Below are 20,219 nucleotides of genomic sequence, written 5' to 3'. Positions count from 1 at the left end.
CCTTGCGGGGGAGATGCCCGGCAGGGAGGGGGGTGGGACGGATCCCGGCAGATATGGTTTTATTCAGCAGGGAAGGCGTGATGGTCACCGCGCCGTGCGAAAACCCTAATTCGCCGACCCCAGCGCCTTGTCCAGCGCTTCCTTGACGTCGGCCGGCCATGTACTCACCGCTGGCCACGCGTCCGGCTCGGGCTTGTCGCCGCGGCGGGCGAAATAGAGCTTGTGCTTGACCGGGTCGACCGCCATGAAGCCGTCATTGCCGCCGCAATCATGCGGCACGCAGCCGCTGGCAAAGAAGGCACCCGACGCGGTTTTTTCCGTGCCGCCGCCGACCAGCAGGCTGGTCGCCATGTCGGGCATGTCCTTGCCAAGCAGCGTCTCGGCTTGCTTGTAGACAGCCTCGTTGTGGAAGGCGTCGATGATGTTGTCGTATTTCGACGGATCGACGTCTTTCCAGTCGGTGCCCGGCTCCGGCATGTAGGTGAGATTGCCGGAAGTCATCAGTCCGGCCGTCGGCGACCATTGCAGCGCCGGCTTGGAATCGCCCGGCAGCAGATAGGGCACGAAATAGATGGCGCTGTCGGAGATCGTGGTCGGCGGCGCGCCGCATTCGTCCTGCTCGACCGTGACCGTCTGGATCGTGCCGCCTTCCGGCTTCCACACGATCACCTTGGCCGGGCCGCATTGATTGCCGCCGTCGCCGACATCGATCAGCGCCACCTTGACGCCGCCGACCTCGACGATCTTGTCGAAGAAGACGTCGTAATTGCGCGCCAGTTCCTTGCCGTCGAAGGCGAGCACCCGTTCCCCGTACTCTTCCTCCTGCGTGATGGTCAGTTGGCCGCCCTCGAACGGGATCGGCGCCTGTTTGTCATTGTCGGCTAGGGCCGCATTGCTCAACGCGCCCTGGTCGGCGGCCCTGCCGGGCGCATCGTCAGCCGGCACGAGCACCATGTCGGTCTGTGCATGCGCGCCAGCCACCGGCATCAGAATCCACGCCAGCGCGCAGGCGCCGACAAGAAGCGAACGTGTCATGACTGTCCCTCCGTTCAGCCGCCACGAACCCGGCCTGTCGCGGCCGGGGCATCGTACCGCTCAGGCCCAGGGGCGCTCAGCGGCGTTCCTCTTCTCGAACGAAGCGATGGCGCCGGCTTTTTCCATGGTCAGGCCGATATCGTCGAGCCCGTTGAGCAGGCAATGGCGCTTGAACTCGTCGAGGTCGAACTTGACCACGCCGCCGTCAGGCCCACGGATTTCCTTGGCCTCCAGATCGACCGACAGCGTCGCGTTCGAACCGCGCGAAGCATCGTCCATCAGTTTCTCAAGATCTTCCGGGCTGACGGTGATCGGCAGGATGCCGTTCTTGAAGCAATTGTTGTAGAAAATGTCGGCGAACGAGGTCGAGATGACGCAACGGATGCCGAAATCGAGCAGCGCCCACGGCGCATGTTCCCGGCTCGAGCCGCAGCCGAAATTATCGCCGGCGACCAGGATCTGCGCCTTGCGGTAGGCCGGCTTGTTGAGCACGAAGTCCGGGTTTTCCGAACCATCGTCCTTGTAGCGCATTTCGGCGAACAGGCCGGTGCCGAGTCCGGTGCGCTTGATCGTCTTGAGATAATCCTTGGGGATGATCATGTCGGTGTCGACATTGACGATCGGCATCGGCGCGGCGACGCCGGTGAGCTTGGTGAATTTTTCCATGTCCTTGCCCGTCTTCTTCTTGTTGCGGGAAATTGCTGGCGCCCGGTTTACACAAAGCCGCGGGCAAATAAAAGGCGGCTGTTTTTGGACCTCCGTCGTCGATCGAAACGCAAGATCGGTACAAAACAGCTTCAAAACCACCGGCCCATGGTGCACTTTTGTCGACATGACAACGCGATCCAAGGTCCTCTACGCCAGCGAACCGGGTCTCGGCATCGCCGAGTTCCGCCGCGTTCTGGTGGAATCCGGCCTCGGCGCCAATCGCCCCGTCGATGACGACACCCGATTGAACGCGATGCTGTCAGGGGCCAATTTGGTGCTCACCGCGCGTCTCGATAGAGAAGGCAAGCCGCTGGTCGGTGTTGCCCGCGGTGTTACCGATTTCTCGTGGGTCTGTTACGTTTCCGAGCTCGCCGTTTGCAAATCGGCGCAAGGGCTCGGCATCGGCAAGGGCCTGCTTGATGAAGCGCGCCGGCAACTCGGGCCTTCCGTTGCCATAAGCCTGATTTCCATGCCCGACGCCGTCGGCTTTTATGAGCGCATCGGCATGAAGCGCGTGTCCGACGCGTTCTGGTTCGACCGCAAGCGCTGACGCGTTGCCTTGCCAGCTAGTGGATCGAATCTAACGTTTGGTGCCCGCGTTTGACCGCGGCGGCGATCCTGTCGGGGTCGGCGGTCCAGATGAAGGGTCTGGGCTGCTGGTTGTGCTCGGCGAGGAAGGGGTAGATTGCCGCCCTGGAGGTCGACCACCGAGTGAAAGACGCCGCGCTTGAGCGGCGCTTCGACAAGTGCGGGTGGCCGAGGGCGATCGCCCAGTCGGCGTCCTCGGCGACTACGGCGGCTGCTGATCCTCGAACCAGAATGATGACTGGCGTCGCGAGATGGTTCCCACCGACGGCAAGGGAAAATGCGACGTCATTACGATGCGGCCATTGTCCGAGCAAGCCTCCAGGAATGCCCATCTCGTCCGACGTGCCTGGTCAGGGTCCGTGTCGTACCGAAAGCTCCAGTCAGGGTATATGCATTGCATCGGCCAATGCATGAGATCGCCGGAAAACACTGCCCCTACGCCTCGAGATTTCAGGCCGATGGCTACGTGCCCCGGGGTGTGGCCCGGCGTCGGTTCCAGCCACACTTCGCCATCGAGTTCATAATCCATATCGACAAGCACAGCCCGACCAGCCTCGACGATTGGCAACACATTGTCCTCATAGGTCCGATCTTCGTCATCACCGGAGGCCGCCTGTGCGGCCTCGAACTCGCGCCGCGCCATGATGTAGCGGGCGTTCGGGAATGTCGGTATCCAACGCCCGTCCACCAATCGTGTGTTCCAACCGCAATGGTCGACATGAAGATGGGTGCACAGCACATAGTCGATCTGCTCGGGAGCAACACCTGCATTTGCCAGGCGCTCCAAAAAGGTGCCGTCATTGCGGCGATGCCAATGGGGGAAGTATGCGAACGTCTTATCGTTGCCGACGCAACTGTCGACCAGAATGGTGTGGTGTCCGGTACGAACAAGAAAACTCTGGATGGGAAGAATAAGCCGGCCGGTTGCAGGCGATATTAATCGCGGCGTGAGCCAATGAAGATGCGGTTCGAGCGCTTCATCGGTGCAGTCGGGAAACCATTCCGACGGCGTCCGCAGGGGGTCGCACATCTCCAGAATTCTGGTTATCCAGATATTCCCGATTCTCCAGTCATCCACTGACTGCATCCTTCTTCGATCGAGGACGGATCACTAGAGATAACATTTGCGGCCAGATGGCGTCAGACATTTCTGCCTGTAGGAGAAGGAGCGCTCGCGATGTGGCCGCGCTCACGATCGGGTACCAAGCGTTAGAACTTAACCACTAGTGGTCGAAATCTGACGCTTGGTTCCGGGGCCGTAAGCCCGCTCAGGGTGGAAAGCGGACGCTACCATGTACTTTTTGGCAAAGCGCTCAGTGCGCGCGTGACGCAAGGTGAATTTCAAGCGGCTTTGAGATGAGGCCTTTATCAACGATGGCTTCAAGCGTCTGCTTCGTCAGACTGATATCGTCATATTGCTGCGGAACCGACAGAATTAACCCACCCTCTTCGGGCGTGGCATAAAACACTACATAGCCTTTCGCCTCACCGGCGAGAGGGAAGGCGATAGTATTGATTTCAGTATCCATTACTCGCTTGCCAAAAAAATAATTGGCACGATTATTCTGCTGACGTAATTCAAACTCCTGATGCTGGAGAACAGAGTATATACGTTTGTTCTCCGGTGACTCAGGGTCGTTGCTGCATCCAGAGAATGGGATAATTGCGAACATCAACACTGAAAGTGCCTTCCAACTAGTGGAGGTCAAGCCAAATTCCTGCTTTCCATGGCTCTTTAAGTATCTGCCCTAGATGTCCGAAATGAGTCGGCAGCGGTATTCCGTTTCGGGTACCAAGCGTCAGGTTTTGACTACTAGCGTGCGGACTTTTGATATCGGCGGGGCAGCCTCCCCTCTGTCCGGCAGGACAGAGGGGAGGGCGGGAACTCGACAGAGCGGCTTATTCTGGGCGGCCTTCCCTCAAATCACGTTCAATTCACGAAACGCCCGCCCCTCAGCGACTCGGCTATACCCAAACGCCGAGCAATCCACCGTGCGATAGCCGCCATGGACGATCAGTTCGGCCAGCGCTTTGCCGACCGCCGGCGCCTGCTGCAAGCCGTGGCCGGAAAAACCGTTGGCGAAGAAGAAATTGCCGACCTCGGGATGCGAACCGATCACCGCGTTCTGGTCGAGCGTGTTGTAGTCGTAATGGCCGACCCAGGCGCGCGTCGGCTTGATCGCCTCGAAGGCCGGAATACGGGTCGCCAGCACCGGCCAGATCACCTCTTCGAACAGCGGCCAGTCGGGTTCGAAATCTGTGGGGTCGGCGGGGCCTTCGCCCTCTTCCGGCTCGGCGCCGCCGGTGATGTAGACCGAACCTTCCGGCCGGACATAGATGCCGCTCGGGTCGACCAGCAGCGGCATGTCGTCATATTTTTCGCGCGCCTCGAAGACGAAGACATTGCGCTTGCGCGGCTCCACCGGCAGCGCCAGCCCGGCCATTGCTGCCACCTTGCCGGCATTCGGCCCGGCAGCATTGACGACGATGCCGGCCTCAAGCCGCTCGCCATTTTCGAGGGTCACACCGGTGACGCGGCCGCCTTGCCGCTCGATGCCGGTCACCGACGCCGTGATGAAGTCGATATCCTTCGTCCGCAGCGCCTTGCGGAACAGCATCAGCATCGCATGCGCGTCGAACCAGCCCTCGCCGCTGCGGCCGTAGGCCCCGGCAGTGATACCCTCGGCCGATAGCCACGGAAACCGACGAACAAGCGCCTCGGCATCCTCGAGCACGATGTCGGCGCCCTCGGCCATCTGCGCCTCGTGGTTGGCCTGCAGGATAGGCAGCCCGTTTTCGCCGGCAAGGATCAGATAGCCGCCTTCGCGAAAGCCGATATCGGCGTCCGCCCCGAATTCTTCCTTCAACCGCCGGAACAGTTTCAGCGTGAACTGCGACAGCCGGATGTTTTCAGGGATCGAGAACTGCTGGCGGATGGAGGCGCAGGACAGCGTTGTCGCCGCATGGGAAAATTGCGGGTCGCGCTCGACAACCGCGATCGGGCCCGAAAACCCTTCCTCGCGCAGATAATAGGCGACCGAGGAGCCGACGATGGCTCCGCCGATGATGATGATGTCGTAATGCACCTTTTTCGCCCTTCCGGTCTGAACCGCCGAGTCACGCCGCCGGCAGGATGATCTCGAAGCGCGTGCCGCTCGCCGAGTCAACCAGCCGGATCGTGCCATCATGCGCTTTCAGGAGGGCCAGCACGATGCCGAGGCCCATGCCGGTGCCGCCGGAATCGCGGCGCGTGGTGAAGAACGGCTCGAAGATGCGGCCTCGGTTGCTGGGCGAAATGCCGGCGCCGTCATCGTCCACCACAATGGTGGCCTTGCCGTCCGCGCTTGCTGCCGTGACCGAGACCAGCGTCGCGCCGTGTCGCGCCGAATTGTCGATGAGATTGGCCAACACGATCGCCGCGTTTTCGGCCGATATGCGCAGGCCGATATCGGCGCCCGCCTCGAGGCGCACCGCCAGCCTGTGGTCGGCCGGCAGCAGCGCCAGTGCCGGAGCGAGTGATGTGCCTTGGCCGCTGGGCTCGAGATTTTCGGCACGCGCAAGGTCAAGCAGGCGGCGCACCAGCAGATTGAGCCGGCCGGCATCGGTGACGATATTGTCTGAAAAACGCCGCCGCTCGGCCTCGTCCATCGCGCCGCCCGAATCGCGCAGCAGTTCGGCTGCCCCCTGGATCGCCGTCAGCGGCGATTTGAGTTCGTGCGAGACGTGGGTGGCGAAGGTCTGGATGCTGTCGGAGCGCGCATGCAGCTTTTCGGCCATGTCGAGGAAGGCCGCGGAGAGCGCCGCCATTTCGCGCGTGCCGTGGTGATCAAGCGGCCTGATCGCCTCACGGTCGCCGGCGGCGATGCGCTCGGTGCGCTCGATCAGTGCATAGATCGGCCGGCTGACGGTGCGCAGGAAGACCAGCCCGATCAGCAGCGTGCCGCCGAGGATGGCGATTGCCGCCAGCGCCACCTTGCCGCGCTCGCCAAAGAGATGCTTGACGATGTTGTTCGGCGTCCGCGACAGATAGACCACGCCGGCGACCTTGCCGGAGACCGCAACTGGTATGGCGACGAAGACGCGGACTTTGGTGCCGCGGCTGACCGAATAGAGCGGCGGCGACGGCTGGTCGGGAACCCGCAGCCTGAGCGCGCTGGCGTAGCGGCCGGCAAGTGCTGCGCGAACCTCTTCGACAGCGGCGAGCGACAGGCCGGCCTCCTCACGCCCGGCGATGACCACGCCTCTGGGATCGAGCAGCCGGAAGCCGGCCAGCGTGGTTTTCTGCGTCGCGGCAAGAATGCCCGACAGCCGCGCGCCGATCGCCGCGACGGCAGGATCGACGCTGGCCGCCGTGGCCGCTGGCCGGGTCGGCAGTATCCTGTCGGACGCAAGATCGAGGCGCGGTTCGATCGGCTGATAGGCAGAAGCCCGATCCCTTGTACTGGGTGGAGGCATAGGTGTGCCGAGCTTTTCCGGGGCAAGGCCGGCCTCACGGACCTCTTGCGCATAGATCGCGGCAAGGGCGGCACCTTGCGCGATCAGCTCGGCCTCGGTCTGGCGGATCAGCTGGTTCTCGTACAGCCGGAAGAAGAACAGGCCGGCCAGCGGCAGTGCCATCACCATGATCAGGATGGCAATGACGACCGTGGCAAGCCGTGGCCGCCATTTGCTGCCAATCCGTTCTTGGGCGCTCACGCGCCGCATTTGCCGAGCCGGAAGCCGACGCCATGCACGGTCTCGATTGCATCGACGCAGCCGACCGCCGCCAGCTTGGCGCGGATGTTGCGGACATGGCTGTCGACGGTGCGGTCGGCGACGTGGATATTGGCAGCATAGGCATTAGCCATCACCATGTCGCGGCCGAGCACATGCGCGGGACGCGCCAAAAACCCTTTCAGGATCGCGAATTCGATGCCCGTCAGCACCAGCGGCTTGCCGTCGAAGCTGGCTGTATGGCTTGCCGGCACTAAGGCCAGTCTGCCATGCGAGAATTGCCGATCATCGGCATGTTCGGGCGCAGGCCGGGCGCGGCGCAGGATGACGTTGACGCGGGCGACCAGCTCGCGCGGGCTGAACGGCTTGGTGACATAGTCGTCGCCGCCCATTTCCAGCCCGAGGATGCGGTCGATCTCTTCATCCCGCGCTGACAGGAACAGCACCGGCACGTCGGATGTGTGGCGCAGCCGCCGGCACACTTCCAGCCCGTCCATTTCCGGCATGCCGATGTCGAGCACGACGAGATCGGGCGCGCGGCGTTCGATCGCCTGCAAGGCAGCCGCGCCGTCCGGCACCGCCAGCGTCTTCATGCCGGCCTTTTCGAGCGCGAAGCAGATGATTTCGCGAATGTGCGGATCGTCGTCGGCGACCAGTATGTGGTGCGGCATCAAATCAGCGGCCCGGCATGAAGGGTTCGGACATCGGAGGAGCCACGAACGGGATACGTGTGTCGAGAGCACGAAGGCGCCGCCAGTCGCGAAAGCTCCAGGCGCGCCAGTTTTCTAGGCCGGCGCGGTAGCGGGCCTCGTCCTGCCCAAGCAAACGGGCGAGTTCGCGGTACGAGGAAACGCTGGCCGCATTCGTCCTGCCCTGATGCTCGAGGAAACGGTCGAGCGCCGGCCAGGCGCTGGGACCGAGCGTACGCAGATACCAGAAATCGAGTTCGGTGCCTTGGCCGGTCATTTCGAATGAAGTGCTCGACATTGTAGTTGGCGATCAGCGCCGCGAAGTTCACGAAGCAGCAGGCATAGAGCGTCATTGAAAGCGTCAGAAGATTGGCGGAAAGCAGCCATTCATTGGATTTTTCGAACGCGATGCGGGCGATGATCAGGGCAAGGCCCGCCGCCACCAGTCCCATCCAGACGAAGGCGGCGATGCGCCAGTAGGTCAGCGCGTAGATGCCGATATAGAGGTCGAGCCGCAGGATCGACGAGATGACCAGCACGATGTTCTGCGCCACCCAGACGTAGACCAGCCGGCGGATGAGCGGATCGCTGGAGGTCGTGCTGCCCGGCCGCAGCGCCGCCAGGACGAAGCCAGCTGCGAGCAGCGCTGTGATGATCAAGGGATAGGCGCCGCGATGCGCATAGGCGGCGTAGGTCAGCCCGTCGGGAAGCGCGATGCCGCCCCACAGATAGGTGGCGTCGAGCGCGGTCTGCATCGCGAAAAGGATGTTGAAGACGACCAGCGCACGAAGAATCACGGCCTTGCCGAAGATGATGTCCTCGATCGCCTTGGCGGGTTTTGTCGTCGCCCGGCCGACAGGCACAGGCGACAGCACACGCGGAATGGAGCGGAGAAAGCGCGGTAGGCGCGGGCGCAGAAAGGCCCAGACGCCGACCAGCACGAACAGCCAGAAGGCGAGACGCGGCAGCTGGATGAGCTCGAGCAGTGCCATTAGGTCGATCAGCGACAGCCAGTATTCGACGACCGGATTGGCGGCGCCGAACAGCGCGAGAAACACCGCGCCGAGGCTTAGCGGCATGACCCAGACGGCAATCGTCGCAAGGCGCACGCGCCGTCGGCCAAGCTGCCGGGCCGCCTTGCGCCAGCGAAAGAAATCCAGGACGAACCGAAAGGGCGTTGCAAGCAGGAATAGCGAGAGTTGGCCGGCAATGCGGGCAACCCCGTGCTTCAACCGCCCGGCCAGCGAAAGCGCGAAGACGGCCAGCGCCGCCAGCCCGATCGAGACGGACAGCGCACTGACATTTTCCGCGACCGGCAGCAGCGCCACAAGCAGCGCAACTGGCTTGAACCAGGGCCTGCCATCATTGAAGGAGCCGAGAGGATGGACAGCCATGCTCGTGGTGGCAATCGCAACGCCGAACAGGAAAAGCGTGATGCCGGCCGGTTGGCTATAGAAGAAAAAATCGGCCAGCGCGACGAGCAGGACGGCAACGCCGAAGCGGCTGCAATAGCTCGGCGCCGGCGTGAGGAACGCTGTCATGATCGGGCTTTCTCGGCCGCTTTGATGCGGCCGGAATATCTGGGCGGGGATTTGCGGACGAAAGGGAGGAGGTTTGCCGGGGGCGGATCGACAAGCCACCAGCTGTCGCGGCGAAGCCGGTACGGCAGGGACCAACGGCAATTTGTTTGCTCTTGCATGCCGCCCTTGTCGCATTCTGTCGGGTGGCAAGCGGGGCGGAGACGAGGAGATTTTCCGAAATTGCGTGCAGTTTTTATGCACGGCTTGCCTCGGCCGTCTGCAGGCGGCATAGATCGGACATGACTGCCGAACCCTCCCGCCCGCGCCGCTCGGTGCTTTACGTCCCGGCTTCGAACGACAAGGCATTGGCCAAGATCCGGTCGCTGGCCTGCGATGCCGTCGTCATCGATCTCGAGGACGCCGTCGCCCCGACCGACAAGCTTTCCGCGCGCGAAAAACTGGCGCGGATTTTCGCCGGCCGTTCCAACCGGCGCTGCGAGATGGTTGTGCGCATCAATGCGCTGTCGAGCGAATGGGGCGCCGACGATCTGCTGGCTGCGGCAAAATGCGCTCCCGACGCCATCCTGCTGCCCAAGGTCGACACGCCGCGCGACATTCTCGAGGCCGGTGACGTTCTCGACGACAATTTTGCGCCGGACGAGGTCAAGCTATGGGCGATGATGGAGACACCCAAGGCGCTGCTCAACATCGGCCCGATCGCCGAGCTTGGCCGCGACCCAGCCTCTCGACTGGTTTGTTTCGTTGCCGGAACGAATGATCTGGTCAAGGACACCGGAATTCTCACCACGCCCGACCGGCGCTATCTCGTGCCGTGGCTGATGCAGATGGTGCTCGCCGCGCGCGCCGGCAGCCTCGACCTGCTCGACGGCGTCTTCAATGATTTTAGCGATATGGACGGGTTTGCGCGCGAGTGCACGGAAGCGGCCGCCATGGGCTTCGACGGCAAATCGCTGATCCATCCGGCCCAGATCGAGGCCGCAAACCGGGCCTTTGCGCCGTCGCCTGAAGCGATAGCCGAGGCGGGCGCGATCAAGGATGCCTTCGCGCTTGCCGAAAATACCGGCAAGGCGGTGATTGCGCTGAACGGAAAGATGGTCGAGCGGCTGCATCTGGCGCAGGCCGAAAAACTGCTGGCGAAGGCCGCCGCTGTTCGCGCATGATTGCAACTCACGACGGGATTGAAAATGAAACTCTACCGCTTTTTGTCCGGCCCGGACGACGCCAGCTTCTGCCACAAGGTGACGGCGGCGCTCAACAAGGGCTGGCACCTGTTCGGCTCGCCGACCTATGCCTATGACAAGAATGCCAAGACCATGCGCTGCGGCCAGGCGGTGGTGAAGGACATCGAAGGCCAGGAATACGGCCCCGACACCAAGCTCAGCGACTGGTAGCGCTGACATCGCTTCGGGTGCCCGCGAATGCGGGACACTTCTGGACGCTGGCGCGAAGGAACGCTGCGCTCTCCAGTCAAAACGACGTCACTCCGCTGCCTCTTCGATCTTCTCCATATCATCGTCCGACAGGCCGAAATGGTGACCGATCTCATGGATCAGCACATGGGTGACGATGTCGCCCAGCGTCTCCTCGTTCTCGGCCCAGTAGTCGAGGATGGCGCGGCGGTAGAGCGTGATCCGGTTCGGGCCTTCGCCGGTCTGCGGATTCCAGCGCTCGGCGATGCCGCGCCCCTCGAACAGGCCGAGCAGGTCGAAGGGCGTTTCCAGCGAAAGGTCGTCCATGATCTCGTCGGTCGGGAATTCGGCGATCTGAATGACGATCTCGCCGGTCAGCTTGCGAAACTCCTCCGGCAGATGGGCATAGGCCTCCAGCGCCAGGAGCTCGATTTCCTCCATCGTTGGCGAAAGCTGGTCGTGCCAGATGCGTGTTTGGTAGATGCGAGCCATGCTTTGTCCTTTGATCCCGGCATATAGGCTTTCGGGCCGGACTCGGCAAATGGTCGGGCTGGAGCGCCCGGACCATGCCATCAAGGCAGGAATAAATTCCCCATGACTCCGCTTGACTCTTTGGCCGCCCTCTGGAATCTATAGGAACATAACAGGAACAATTGTGAGTGGAAGCTGACCGTCATGGCGACAAGCGCCGTGGCGCGGGAGACTGTTTTTGCCCTGCGCCGCCAGATCGCGAAGATCGAAGGGACCTTGTCCGAGCGCCTGGAAGCGCCGGCCGGTTCGTCGTTTGACGCGGATGTGCCTCGCCAGAGTCTGGCATCCTCTCGGAATCCGACACCCGCTCGGAATCTGACGATTGTCCGTCGCGGCCTCGCCGTGGCGCCGCCCGATGCGTTTTTGCGCACCGGTGCCGAGCGCCTCGATGCTGCGCTGAGCGGCGGCCTGCCGAAGGCGGCGCTGAGCGAGTTTCATGGCGCCGCGACCCGCGATGCCGGAGCAGTCGCCGGTTTTGTCCTGTCGCTCATCAGCCTGATCCTCAGCCAGGGGCCGCGACTGCCGGTGCTGTGGATCGGCACATCCGAGGTTTTCCGCGAGGCCGGCTTTCCCTATGCCGGGGGGCTTCACGCCTTCTTCGGCATCGAGCCGGAGCAATTGCTGTTTTCCGAGGCGCCAAGGCTGCTCGATGCGCTGTGGGTCGCCGAGGAGGCCGCCAGGATGACGGCGCTGGCCGCAGTCATCCTCGAAATCCGTGGCAACCCGCAGCGGCTGGATCTCACCGCGACGCGGCGGCTGCACGCCCGGGCGCAGAGTGCCGGCCGGCCGCTTTTCCTGCTGCGCCAGGCCGGCGAGCCCGAGCCGACGGCAGCGCCCGTCCGCCTCATCCTGTCGGCGGCACCGGCGGCAGCGCGCGAGACGATCGCCGGGCCGCTCGCCGGCTCGATCGGCCGGCCCGCCTTCACCATCACCATCGGCAAGAGCCGCACTGCCTTGCCCGGAAAATTCACACTGGAGTGGAACCCCGATGAACGCATATTCGAAGAAAGACGGGGCGAGGAATGGGCAAAGAATCCTGTCCCTGTGGTTTCCACATCTCGCCGCCGAGAGGATCCTGCGGCAGCGCCTGGGGCGGTCCTGGCGTTCCCGGCCGTCGGATCACCTGCCGCTGGTGATCAGTCACCGCGACCGGAACGCCCAGCGCATCGCCGCCCTCGACGAGCGGGCCGAAGCGCTTAACCTGAAACGCGGCATGGGCATAGCCGATGCACGCGCCATGCATCCCTCGATCGACATCGTGGAGGCCGATCCGGAAGCCGACCGGCGCCTGCTCGAAGGCCTCGCCGACTGGTGCGACCGCTATACCCCGCTGGTGGCGCTCGACGGGGCCGATGGCCTCTATCTCGACGTCACCGGCTGCACCCATCTTTTCGGCGGCGAACGCTCGATGCTGGACGACATCCTGTCGCGTTTTTTCCATCAGGGCTTCGATGTCCGCGCCGGGCTTGCCGCCACGCCGGGCTCGGCCTGGGCGGCGGCGCGGTTTGCCGGCGACCGCATCGTTCCCGATGGTGAGGAGGAAGCGCTTCTCGCGCCCTTGCCGTTGGCGGCACTGCGCATCGATCCAGAGGTCCGCGCCAGCCTCGAAAGCGTCGGCCTGCGCACGGCGGGCGCCGTCATGGCGGCACCGCGCGCGCCGCTGGCCCGCCGCTTCGGCGCATCGCTGCTATTGCGCCTCGACCAGGCGCTCGGCCGCCTCGACGAAGCCGTGTCGCCGCGCCTGCCGGTCGCGCCGCTTTCGGTCGAACGCCACCTCGCCGAGCCGATCATGCTGACCGAGGACATCGAGCGGCTGACAGGCATGCTGGCGGCCACATTGAAGAAGGACCTCGAGCGTCGCGGCGAGGGCGCAAGGCGGCTGGCGCTGCTGCTCTTTCGCGTCGATGGCGGCGTCAGCCGCATCGCCGTCGGCACCTCGCGACCTTTGCGCGAGCCGCTGCTGATCCAGAAATTGTTTCACGAAAGGCTTGCCGCGCTCGAACAGGATATCGACGCCGGCTATGGTTTCGATCTCGTGCGCCTCTCGGTGCTGACCGCCGCCGCCTTCGACATGCAGCAGGCAGACCTTGCCGGCGAGACGAACGACGGGGGCGCCGACATCGCGCTTTTTGCCGACCGCATCCGCGCCCGGCTCGGCGAAGGCGCGGTCTTGAAGCCGGTCGCCGTCGAGAGCCATCTGCCGGAGCGCGCCGTCGCCGCCATTCCCTTCGCCGAAGCGCCGCAGAGAAGCTCGCCGCCGAAGCAGCCGGACAAGGTGAAGGATGCTCCCACGACCGTCTTCCAGCCGGAACGGCCGATCCGGCTTTTCCGTTCGCCCGAGCCGATCGAGGTGCCGGCCACCGAAATGCCGGAAGGCCCACCTTTGAACTTCCGCTGGCGGCGCGCGCTCTACCGGGTCGCGCGCGCCGAAGGGCCGGAGCGCATTGCGCCTGAATGGTGGCGAGAGGCGGCGGGACGGGAAGATGCGCCGACCCGGGACTATTTCCGCATCGAGGATGCCGACGGCCGCCGTTACTGGCTTTACCGCCAAGGCCTCTACGGCGCCTCGCAGCCCGCTCCGCGCTGGTTCATGCATGGAGTCTTCGCATGAATGCGCTGACAGCCGTTCCCTATGCCGAATTCGGCATCCAGTCGAACTTCTCGTTCCTGCGCGGCGCCTCGAAACCGGAGGAGCTGGTGGTCGCGGCGAAATTCATGGGGTTTTCAGCGATCGGGCTCGCCGACCGCAATACGGTGGCGGGCGTCGTGCGCGCCTGGCAGCAGGCCAAGGTGGAGGGTGTTTCCTATCATCCCGGCTGCCGCCTGGTATTTTGCGACGGCACGCCGGACATTCTCGCTTACCCGCAGAACCGCAAGGGCTGGGGCCATCTCTGCCGCATGCTGACGCAGGCCAATTTGCGCGACGAAAACGAAAAGGGAGCAACGCTTCTCAAACAAAGCGATCTTCTCGAATGGGGCGATCTCTTGTCGCTGGCCATCCTGCCGGATGTGTCGACGGGCGCGGCCGATAGCCTTGCTGTGCTTAGCCGGCTCACGGATCGCTTCGGCGAAAGCCTGCGGTTTGCGGTTTCGCCGGATTACCGCGGCAGCGACCGCTTCCGTATCGAGCAGGCGGCGGCGATGGCCGAACTGGCCGGCATCCCGCTGATGGCGACCAACGATGTGCTCTACCATACGTCGGAACGGCGCCCGCTGCAGGACGTGCTGACGGCGATCCGCCTCAATGTGCCCGTCGCCGAGGTGGGGCTGGAACTGGCGGCCAATGCCGAGCGTCATTTAAAGCTACCGCTGGAGATGGCACGGCTTTTCCGCAGGCATCCGCAAGCGCTGGCGGAAACGCTGCGTTTTGCCGGCGAGCTGAGCTTCTCGCTCAGTGACCTGCAATACAACTACCCCGACGAGCCGACGGAATCGGGCCTCGGGCCACAGGCCGAGCTGGAAAGGCTGGCCAAGGAGGGGGCCGCCATCCGCTACCCCTCGGGCGTGCCCGCTTTTGTGACGCAGCGCATCGAGGAGGAGCTCGCTCTGATCGAGCGCCTGAACTACGCGCGCTATTTCCTGACTGTCTACGACATCGTCAAATTCGCCCGCAGCCAGAACATTCTCTGCCAGGGGCGCGGCTCCGCCGCCAACTCGATCGTCTGCTTCTGCATCGGCATCACCGAAGTTGGCCCGGACAAGATCGACACGCTTTTCGAGCGCTTCATTTCCGAAGAAAGAAACGAGCCGCCCGACATCGATGTCGATTTCGAGCATGAAAAGCGCGAGGAGGTCATCCAGTACATCTATTCCAAATACAGCACCAAGCGCACCGCGCTGGCCGCCGCTGTCGTCAGCTACCGCGGCCGCTCTGCGGTGCGCGAAGTGGCCAAGGCGATGGGCCTGTCGGACGACGTCCGGAGCGCGCTGTCCAGTTCGATCTGGGGCTGGTCGACCTCGGAGCTCGGCGAAAAGGAGACAAAAGCCGGCGGCCTCGATCAGACCGATCCCTCGACAAGGCATGTGATCGAATGCGCCAACGAGATCATGGGCTTTCCCCGCCATTTGTCGCAGCATGTCGGCGGTTTCGTCATCACAAGGGACCGGCTCGACGAGATCGTACCCATCGTCAAGACGGCGATGGACGAGCGCAAGATGGTCGAGTGGGACAAGGACGACCTCGACGCGGTGAAAATCCTTAAAGTGGACGTGCTGGCGCTCGGCATGCTGACCTGCCTGCAGCGCGCCTTCACCCTGCTCCAGGATCATTATCCCGAGGCGCGGGACGCATATGGCCAACCCTATGTGTTGGCCACTCTCCCGGCCGAGGACAAACATGTCTACGACATGATCTGCCGCGCCGACACGATCGGCGTCTTCCAGATCGAATCGCGCGCGCAGATGTCGATGCTGCCGCGGCTGCGGCCGAAAAACTTCTACGATCTCGTCATCGAGGTGGCAATCGTGCGGCCCGGCCCGATCCAGGGTGACATGGTCCACCCTTATCTGCGCCGCCGGCAAGGCAAGGAAAAGCCCGAATACCCGAAGCCGGAACTGGAAAAAATACTCGGCAGGACGCTGGGCGTGCCGCTGTTCCAGGAACAGGCAATGAAGATTGCCATCGTTGCCGGCGGCTTCAGGCCGGGCGAGGCCGATGAATTGCGCCGCGCCATGGCCACCTTCAAGCGCACCGGCACGATCGGCAATTACCGCAAGAGGATGGTCGACGGCATGGTTGCCAAGGGCTACGAAAAAGACTTCGCCGAGCGTTGCTTCAAGCAGATCGAGGGCTTTGGCGAATACGGCTTTCCCGAAAGCCATGCCGCCTCCTTCGCCCTGCTGGTCTATGCCTCCTGCTGGTTCAAGACCTTCTATCCCGACGTGTTCTGCGCCGCGATTCTGAATTCCCAGCCGATGGGTTTTTACCAGCCGGCTCAGCTTGTCCGCGACGCGCATGATCATGGCGTCGAGATCCGAGAGGTCGACGTCAACTTTTCCGGCTGGGATTGCGCCTTGGAGCAATCGCCTTTCGATCCGGCCCGCATTCTCGACCGCCATGTTCAAATGCGCGGTGTCATCCGGACCAGCCATGCCGTCCGGCTTGGCTTTCGCCAGGTCAAAGGCCTGTCGAAGGAGCGCATGGAAGCATTTGTGGTGAGGCGCGGCGACGGCTACACATCCGTGCGCGATGTCTGGCTGCGCTCGGGCCTCAACGTCGACGAGATCGAAAAGCTGGCGCAGGCCGACGCCTTCCGCTCGCTTGGATTGAACCGCCGCAACGCTCTATGGGCGGTCCGCGCGCTCGACGGCAAGAGTGCCGCCGAAAAGCTGCCGCTGTTCGATCAGCCGGCGATCCGCTTGCGCGATCTCGAGCCTGAAACCCGGCTCCCGACAATGCCGCTCGGCGAGCACGTCGTCCACGACTACCGCTCGCTCGGCCTGTCGCTGAAGGCGCACCCGGTCGCCTTCCTGCGTCAAAGGCTGGATCGGTCCGGCGTCACGCCCAATGCGCGGCTCGGCCAGGTGCGGGACGGCCGGCGCGTTTCGGTCGCCGGCCTCGTGCTGGTGCGGCAGCGGCCGGGCAATGGCAAGGCGATTTTCCTGACGCTGGAAGACGAGAATGCGGTCGCCAACATCATTTTCTGGGAAAGGACTTTCGACCGCTTCCGCCCCATCGTCATGGGCGCACGTCTCATCCGCGTCACCGGCAAGCTGCAATCGGAATCGGACGTCATCCATATCGTCGCCGAGAAGGTCGAGGATCTGACGCCGTGGCTGTCGGTGCTGCTGGAAGAGGCAGGACCTGAGCCTTCGAGCCGTACAGACGAGGCTCGGCCGGGCAGCATCGCGCAAACGGAATTATTGGGAAAGGCGGAGAAGGTCATGCCCAAGGGACGCAATTTTCAATAGGCCCCCTGTCTTCGTCAGAGCGTTGCTGCGGTGCGGAATTTGATGACGGCAGGACAAGGGGGGCGCGAAGGATCGCTGCGGAGCGGCCCTTATTCCGAGCCACCCAGGCGCGGCGGTGGCATGGCATCGTCTATGGCGATGACCCGCGCCTCCGATGGCAGCATGATAGGAATGCCGTCCCGCACCGGATAGGCAAGCTTTGCCACCCGCGAGACAAGCTCGCCGCGCTCCGGATCCCAGGCAAGCGGCCCCTTGGTCAGCGGGCAGGCCAGCAGTTCCAGCAGCTTGGGATCGACAGTCCTGTTCCCGTCACGTCCATCCGCCATTCGATCCGTCCTTCCACAAGGCAACCGCTTCGGGGTTTCGCGCGCGGACTTCCCTTCTCCCCTTGTAGGAGAAGGTGGCCGAGCGAATCTCGGTCGGATGAGGGGTGTTCCAGCTTGGCACCGAGGGCACTCCGTCCAGCACCCCTCAACTGTCTCGGCGCTACGCGCCGATCCACCTTCTCCCACAAGGGGAGAAGGCAAGAGCCTACTGCAAACTCGAACCGAAATCCTCATTGTCGCGCGCCAGCGCCATTTCGGTGATGGCGATCAGCGTTTCGGCGCGTGTCTTTAGATCGGCCGCTTCGAGCAGCGCCTGTTTCTCGGCCGGCCCGTAGGGCGCCATCATCGACAGCGCGTTGACCAGCATGGCGTTTTCGGCGCGGCTGACGCTTTCCCAGTCGGCCTCCAGATCGTTGGCCTGCAGATAGGCGCGAAACGCTTTGAGCAGCGCCGGCCGGTCGATCTCGGCTTCCGCCTGGTCGTCGTCGAGATCGGTGAGAAAGGGTGCCAACCGGCACTGGCGAAACGGCGTCCTGACGGTGAGTTCCTGGACAATGCGGAACCGGCACACGCCCTGCAGCGAAATCAGATAACGACCGTCGCCGCTCTCGGACAGCGCGATGATGCGCCCGGCACAGCCGACATTGCAGAGTTCCGGCTCGCCGTCGGGACGCAGCGCACCGTCGAGGCTGGGCTGGATCATGCCGATCAGCCGCGCCCCGGCGATCGCCTCATCGACCATCTGCAGATAGCGCGGCTCGAAGATGTTGAGCGGCATGCGGCCTCCCGGCAGCAGCAATGCGCCCTCAAGCGGAAAGATCGGCATGGTCGACGGTAAGTCCGCAGCGAGTCGGTAATGCGCGTTTCCCGCCTGCACCTCAATCCTCCGATCGCTTCGTCAGGAAGCGCACCAAACCCGTCTCCTCCCGGCCGGCACAAGGCGCGACACCGGAAACCCGAAATCGAATGCCGTCCGAAAACCTAATCTGGCGCAGCCGCCGCCGACCGCAAGCCCGCCGGACAAAACAGTCTGCGCCGGCTCAGGAAAACAGCAGCGACGACAGTTTGCGCCGTGCCGACAGCGTTGCCTCGTCGGTCATGCCCCATGCCTCGAAGAGCTGCAGCAACTGGGTTCTGGCGCCATCGTCGTTCCACGAGCGGTCGGCCTTGATGATCGCCAGCAGATTGTCGGCCGCCGCCATGCGATCACCCTTGGCGTTCTGGATCATCGCAAGCTCGAACCGCGCCTGGTGATCCCCGGGATTTTCGGCCAGCCGCCGTTCCAGTTCCGCCGGATTGCCGAGCACTGCTGCTTGCGCGGCGAGCGCCATCTTGGCGCGCAGCGCGGCGAGCTGCGGCGCATCCTTCTTTGCCTCCGGCGCCCGCGCCAGCATCGCATCGGCACCTTCGGTATCGCCGGCCTCGAACAGCAGATCGCCCAAGCCGGCGATCGCCTCGATCGTCTCCGGCGCCTGTTCCAGGATAGCGTCGTAGATGTCGGCCGCGGTCTGCACGTCACCGGCCTCGCGCGCCTCGGCGGCCGCGGCCAGCGCCTCGGCCACTTGCGGTGCGCCACCATCCTTGCCGCCGACCTTCTGGATGAATTGCGTGATCTGGCTCTCGGGAATGGCGCCCATGAAGCCGTCGACCGGCTGGCCGTCCTTGAAGGCAATGACCGCCGGTATCGACTGGATGCCGAGCTGGCCGGCGATCGATGGATGGTCGTCGATGTTCATCTTGACCAGCTTGACCTTGCCGCCGGCGGCTTTCACCGCCTTTTCCAGCAGCGGGGTCAATTGCTTGCAGGGGCCGCACCATGGCGCCCAGAAATCGACCAGCACCGGCTGGCGGCGCGATTCCTGGATGACGTCGGCGGCAAATCCAGCGGTCGTGGTGTCCTTGATGACGTCGGCCGGCACCTCCGCAAGTGCGACCTTCTCACGCGCGGCATCGGTGCCGCCATACTGCACGGTGGTGGCATACTGACCGCCATTGCTGCCAAATGGGCGGCCAAAGGGGTTGCTATCGCTCATCTCGTCGCCCTTTCGGTCGCGCCGCCGGCCAAGGGACAGGCGCAACATCCTTCTTCAGAACCCGGTTTCAGTCACCCATGTGGCGATCATGCCGAGACTTTCAAGATAACAGCATCATGTCCGGTTGCCTCGACGAATTTGACCAGGTCCGTGGCGGCGATGGAAGTCGTCGCCTCATTGGTCAGCGGGTGGGCGTTGACCACAGCATGGCTCATCAGCTCCTCGTCGAGAACGACCTTGACCCTTCGCTCCGTGTCGTTGATCAGCCCAAAAACGGTGACCGCGCCCGGGACGACGCCGAGAAGCACCATCAGCATCTCCGGCCGGCCGAAAGACACGCGGCCCGCGGCGCCGATCAGATGATGGATCTGCTTTAGATCGACCACCGCCTCCTCGCCGACGCTGACCAGGAAGAAATTATCTTTCTTGTCCTTGAGGAACAGGTTCTTGGTGTGGCCGCCGGCGATCTCGCCGCGCAGCACCTGCGAATCGGCGACAGTGAACAGCGGCGGATGCCGCTGTGTCGATACCTCGATCCCGAGTCCGGCAAGAAAGGCGAAAAGGTCGGCTTCGGTCTTCGGCATCGGTCTTTCTTCTGATGGCCCGCTTTCAACGGCTTGTTCGGCCTACGCCGTTTACGGCCAATGATGCGGCCAAGACAAGCCCGTCGCGCAATGCAGGGGTGATTGCCTTGCGACGTGTCGCGGGACGGCTTGTCCGCATTGCCGGCGAAGCA

The 20,219-nt window shown here is 63.6% G+C and carries 19 protein-coding genes and 1 pseudogene; 6 read left to right on the top strand and 14 right to left on the bottom strand.

From position 1 onward, the window contains the following. Positions 1 to 105: 105 nt before the first annotated feature. On the bottom strand, positions 106 to 1,035 hold the full coding sequence (locus NKH05_RS02570) for an Ivy family c-type lysozyme inhibitor (protein ID WP_352481086.1): 930 nt from the start codon (positions 1,033 to 1,035) through the stop codon (positions 106 to 108). A 60-nt stretch (positions 1,036 to 1,095) separates the two neighbouring features. Continuing rightward, the gene (gene leuD, locus NKH05_RS02565) at positions 1,096 to 1,701 is read right to left on the bottom strand and encodes a 3-isopropylmalate dehydratase small subunit (RefSeq protein WP_023721924.1); all 606 of its coding nucleotides are present in this window, start codon (positions 1,699 to 1,701) and stop codon (positions 1,096 to 1,098) included. Between the two features lie 166 nt (positions 1,702 to 1,867). Here leuD and NKH05_RS02560 point away from each other — a divergent pair, with 166 nt between their 5' ends. Further along, entirely contained in the window at positions 1,868 to 2,293 is a 426-nt protein-coding gene (locus NKH05_RS02560; protein ID WP_352481123.1) for a GNAT family N-acetyltransferase, read from the top strand. A gap of 16 nt (positions 2,294 to 2,309) precedes the next feature. Here the strand turns inward: NKH05_RS02560 and NKH05_RS02555 are convergent. The 7 genes and pseudogenes from NKH05_RS02555 to NKH05_RS02525 all read right to left on the bottom strand — a co-directional run. Next, positions 2,310 to 2,475, bottom strand: a pseudogene (locus NKH05_RS02555) (IS630 family transposase); the annotation flags it as partial. 58 nt (positions 2,476 to 2,533) lie between these two features. Beyond that, complete coding sequence (locus NKH05_RS02550; protein ID WP_352481087.1) at positions 2,534 to 3,409, bottom strand: MBL fold metallo-hydrolase; 876 nt, start codon at positions 3,407 to 3,409, stop codon at positions 2,534 to 2,536. A gap of 235 nt (positions 3,410 to 3,644) precedes the next feature. After that, positions 3,645 to 4,040, bottom strand: coding sequence for a hypothetical protein (locus NKH05_RS02545; RefSeq protein WP_352481088.1), 396 nt, complete (start codon positions 4,038 to 4,040; stop codon positions 3,645 to 3,647). Positions 4,041 to 4,250: 210 nt separating this feature from the next. Continuing rightward, positions 4,251 to 5,417 carry an NAD(P)/FAD-dependent oxidoreductase gene (locus NKH05_RS02540; RefSeq protein WP_023721929.1) on the bottom strand — a complete coding sequence of 389 codons (1,167 nt, stop codon included), beginning with the start codon at positions 5,415 to 5,417 and terminating at the stop codon, positions 4,251 to 4,253. Between the two features lie 31 nt (positions 5,418 to 5,448). Next, a complete protein-coding gene (locus tag NKH05_RS02535; RefSeq protein ID WP_352481090.1) occupies positions 5,449 to 7,035 on the bottom strand; it encodes an ATP-binding protein in 1,587 nt (528 codons plus the stop codon). Then, entirely contained in the window at positions 7,023 to 7,715 is a 693-nt protein-coding gene (locus NKH05_RS02530; RefSeq protein WP_352481091.1) for a response regulator transcription factor, read from the bottom strand. Before NKH05_RS02530 ends, NKH05_RS02535 begins: the two co-directional genes overlap by 13 nt. Then, positions 7,715 to 9,274, bottom strand: coding sequence for a DUF4153 domain-containing protein (locus tag NKH05_RS02525; protein WP_352856346.1), 1,560 nt, complete (start codon positions 9,272 to 9,274; stop codon positions 7,715 to 7,717). The genes NKH05_RS02530 and NKH05_RS02525 overlap by 1 nt, the downstream gene beginning before the upstream one ends. Positions 9,275 to 9,552: 278 nt before the next feature. Between NKH05_RS02525 and NKH05_RS02520 the strand changes: the two genes are divergently transcribed. Together NKH05_RS02520 and NKH05_RS02515 are read left to right on the top strand one after the other, a co-directional pair. Then, entirely contained in the window at positions 9,553 to 10,434 is an 882-nt protein-coding gene (locus NKH05_RS02520; protein ID WP_352481093.1) for an HpcH/HpaI aldolase/citrate lyase family protein, read from the top strand. Between the two features lie 24 nt (positions 10,435 to 10,458). Then, positions 10,459 to 10,665 carry a DUF1737 domain-containing protein gene (locus NKH05_RS02515; RefSeq protein ID WP_023721934.1) on the top strand — a complete coding sequence of 69 codons (207 nt, stop codon included), beginning with the start codon at positions 10,459 to 10,461 and terminating at the stop codon, positions 10,663 to 10,665. Between the two features lie 87 nt (positions 10,666 to 10,752). Here the strand turns inward: NKH05_RS02515 and NKH05_RS02510 are convergent, their stop codons facing one another. After that, positions 10,753 to 11,175, bottom strand: a complete 423-nt coding sequence (locus tag NKH05_RS02510) for a metallopeptidase family protein (RefSeq protein ID WP_023721935.1) — start codon at positions 11,173 to 11,175, stop codon at positions 10,753 to 10,755. 183 nt (positions 11,176 to 11,358) lie between these two features. Between NKH05_RS02510 and NKH05_RS02505 the strand changes: the two genes are divergently transcribed. Genes NKH05_RS02505 through NKH05_RS02495 form a run of 3 tightly spaced genes read left to right on the top strand, consistent with a single transcriptional unit; the run spans position 11,359 to position 17,124 of the window. Beyond that, positions 11,359 to 12,414 (top strand): ImuA family protein, encoded by a 1,056-nt coding sequence (locus tag NKH05_RS02505; protein ID WP_352481094.1) that lies wholly within the window; start codon positions 11,359 to 11,361, stop codon positions 12,412 to 12,414. Then, positions 12,347 to 13,825, top strand: coding sequence for a DUF6504 family protein (locus NKH05_RS02500; RefSeq protein ID WP_352587983.1), 1,479 nt, complete (start codon positions 12,347 to 12,349; stop codon positions 13,823 to 13,825). Before NKH05_RS02505 ends, NKH05_RS02500 begins: the two co-directional genes overlap by 68 nt. Continuing rightward, positions 13,822 to 17,124 carry an error-prone DNA polymerase gene (locus tag NKH05_RS02495; protein WP_352496001.1) on the top strand — a complete coding sequence of 1,101 codons (3,303 nt, stop codon included), beginning with the start codon at positions 13,822 to 13,824 and terminating at the stop codon, positions 17,122 to 17,124. The genes NKH05_RS02500 and NKH05_RS02495 overlap by 4 nt, the downstream gene beginning before the upstream one ends. A gap of 89 nt (positions 17,125 to 17,213) precedes the next feature. Here the strand turns inward: NKH05_RS02495 and NKH05_RS02490 are convergent, their stop codons facing one another. From NKH05_RS02490 to NKH05_RS02475, 4 genes are all read right to left on the bottom strand, one after another. After that, complete coding sequence (locus tag NKH05_RS02490; RefSeq protein ID WP_023720580.1) at positions 17,214 to 17,450, bottom strand: Trm112 family protein; 237 nt, start codon at positions 17,448 to 17,450, stop codon at positions 17,214 to 17,216. 205 nt (positions 17,451 to 17,655) lie between these two features. After that, entirely contained in the window at positions 17,656 to 18,327 is a 672-nt protein-coding gene (locus NKH05_RS02485; protein ID WP_023720579.1) for an LON peptidase substrate-binding domain-containing protein, read from the bottom strand. Between the two features lie 163 nt (positions 18,328 to 18,490). After that, positions 18,491 to 19,483: a thioredoxin gene (trxA, locus tag NKH05_RS02480; RefSeq protein WP_352481097.1), complete on the bottom strand. Its 993-nt coding sequence runs from the start codon at positions 19,481 to 19,483 to the stop codon at positions 18,491 to 18,493. Between the two features lie 86 nt (positions 19,484 to 19,569). After that, positions 19,570 to 20,067 carry a prolyl-tRNA synthetase associated domain-containing protein gene (locus tag NKH05_RS02475; protein ID WP_352481098.1) on the bottom strand — a complete coding sequence of 166 codons (498 nt, stop codon included), beginning with the start codon at positions 20,065 to 20,067 and terminating at the stop codon, positions 19,570 to 19,572. Positions 20,068 to 20,219: the final 152 nt, after the last annotated feature.

The sequence above is a fragment of the Mesorhizobium sp. M1399 genome, from assembly GCF_040317735.1.
Lineage (GTDB): Bacteria > Pseudomonadota > Alphaproteobacteria > Rhizobiales > Rhizobiaceae > Mesorhizobium.
This window is presented reverse-complemented; position numbering and strand designations above follow the sequence as displayed.

What these genes read in the sequence shown, in the direction of transcription:
- NKH05_RS02530 (WP_352481091.1), bottom strand. Translation starts at nt 7,715, where the DNA reads ATGCCGCACCACATACTGGTCGCCGACGACGATCCGCACATTCGCGAA.
- leuD (WP_023721924.1), bottom strand. Translation starts at nt 1,701, where the DNA reads ATGGAAAAATTCACCAAGCTCACCGGCGTCGCCGCGCCGATGCCGATC.
- NKH05_RS02505 (WP_352481094.1), top strand. Translation starts at nt 11,359, where the DNA reads ATGGCGACAAGCGCCGTGGCGCGGGAGACTGTTTTTGCCCTGCGCCGC.
- NKH05_RS02510 (WP_023721935.1), bottom strand. Translation starts at nt 11,175, where the DNA reads ATGGCTCGCATCTACCAAACACGCATCTGGCACGACCAGCTTTCGCCA.
- NKH05_RS02490 (WP_023720580.1), bottom strand. Translation starts at nt 17,450, where the DNA reads ATGGCGGATGGACGTGACGGGAACAGGACTGTCGATCCCAAGCTGCTG.
- NKH05_RS02495 (WP_352496001.1), top strand. Translation starts at nt 13,822, where the DNA reads ATGAATGCGCTGACAGCCGTTCCCTATGCCGAATTCGGCATCCAGTCG.
- NKH05_RS02570 (WP_352481086.1), bottom strand. Translation starts at nt 1,035, where the DNA reads ATGACACGTTCGCTTCTTGTCGGCGCCTGCGCGCTGGCGTGGATTCTG.
- trxA (WP_352481097.1), bottom strand. Translation starts at nt 19,483, where the DNA reads ATGAGCGATAGCAACCCCTTTGGCCGCCCATTTGGCAGCAATGGCGGT.
- NKH05_RS02520 (WP_352481093.1), top strand. Translation starts at nt 9,553, where the DNA reads ATGACTGCCGAACCCTCCCGCCCGCGCCGCTCGGTGCTTTACGTCCCG.
- NKH05_RS02515 (WP_023721934.1), top strand. Translation starts at nt 10,459, where the DNA reads ATGAAACTCTACCGCTTTTTGTCCGGCCCGGACGACGCCAGCTTCTGC.
- NKH05_RS02535 (WP_352481090.1), bottom strand. Translation starts at nt 7,035, where the DNA reads ATGCGGCGCGTGAGCGCCCAAGAACGGATTGGCAGCAAATGGCGGCCA.
- NKH05_RS02560 (WP_352481123.1), top strand. Translation starts at nt 1,868, where the DNA reads ATGACAACGCGATCCAAGGTCCTCTACGCCAGCGAACCGGGTCTCGGC.
- NKH05_RS02475 (WP_352481098.1), bottom strand. Translation starts at nt 20,067, where the DNA reads ATGCCGAAGACCGAAGCCGACCTTTTCGCCTTTCTTGCCGGACTCGGG.
- NKH05_RS02525 (WP_352856346.1), bottom strand. Translation starts at nt 9,274, where the DNA reads ATGACAGCGTTCCTCACGCCGGCGCCGAGCTATTGCAGCCGCTTCGGC.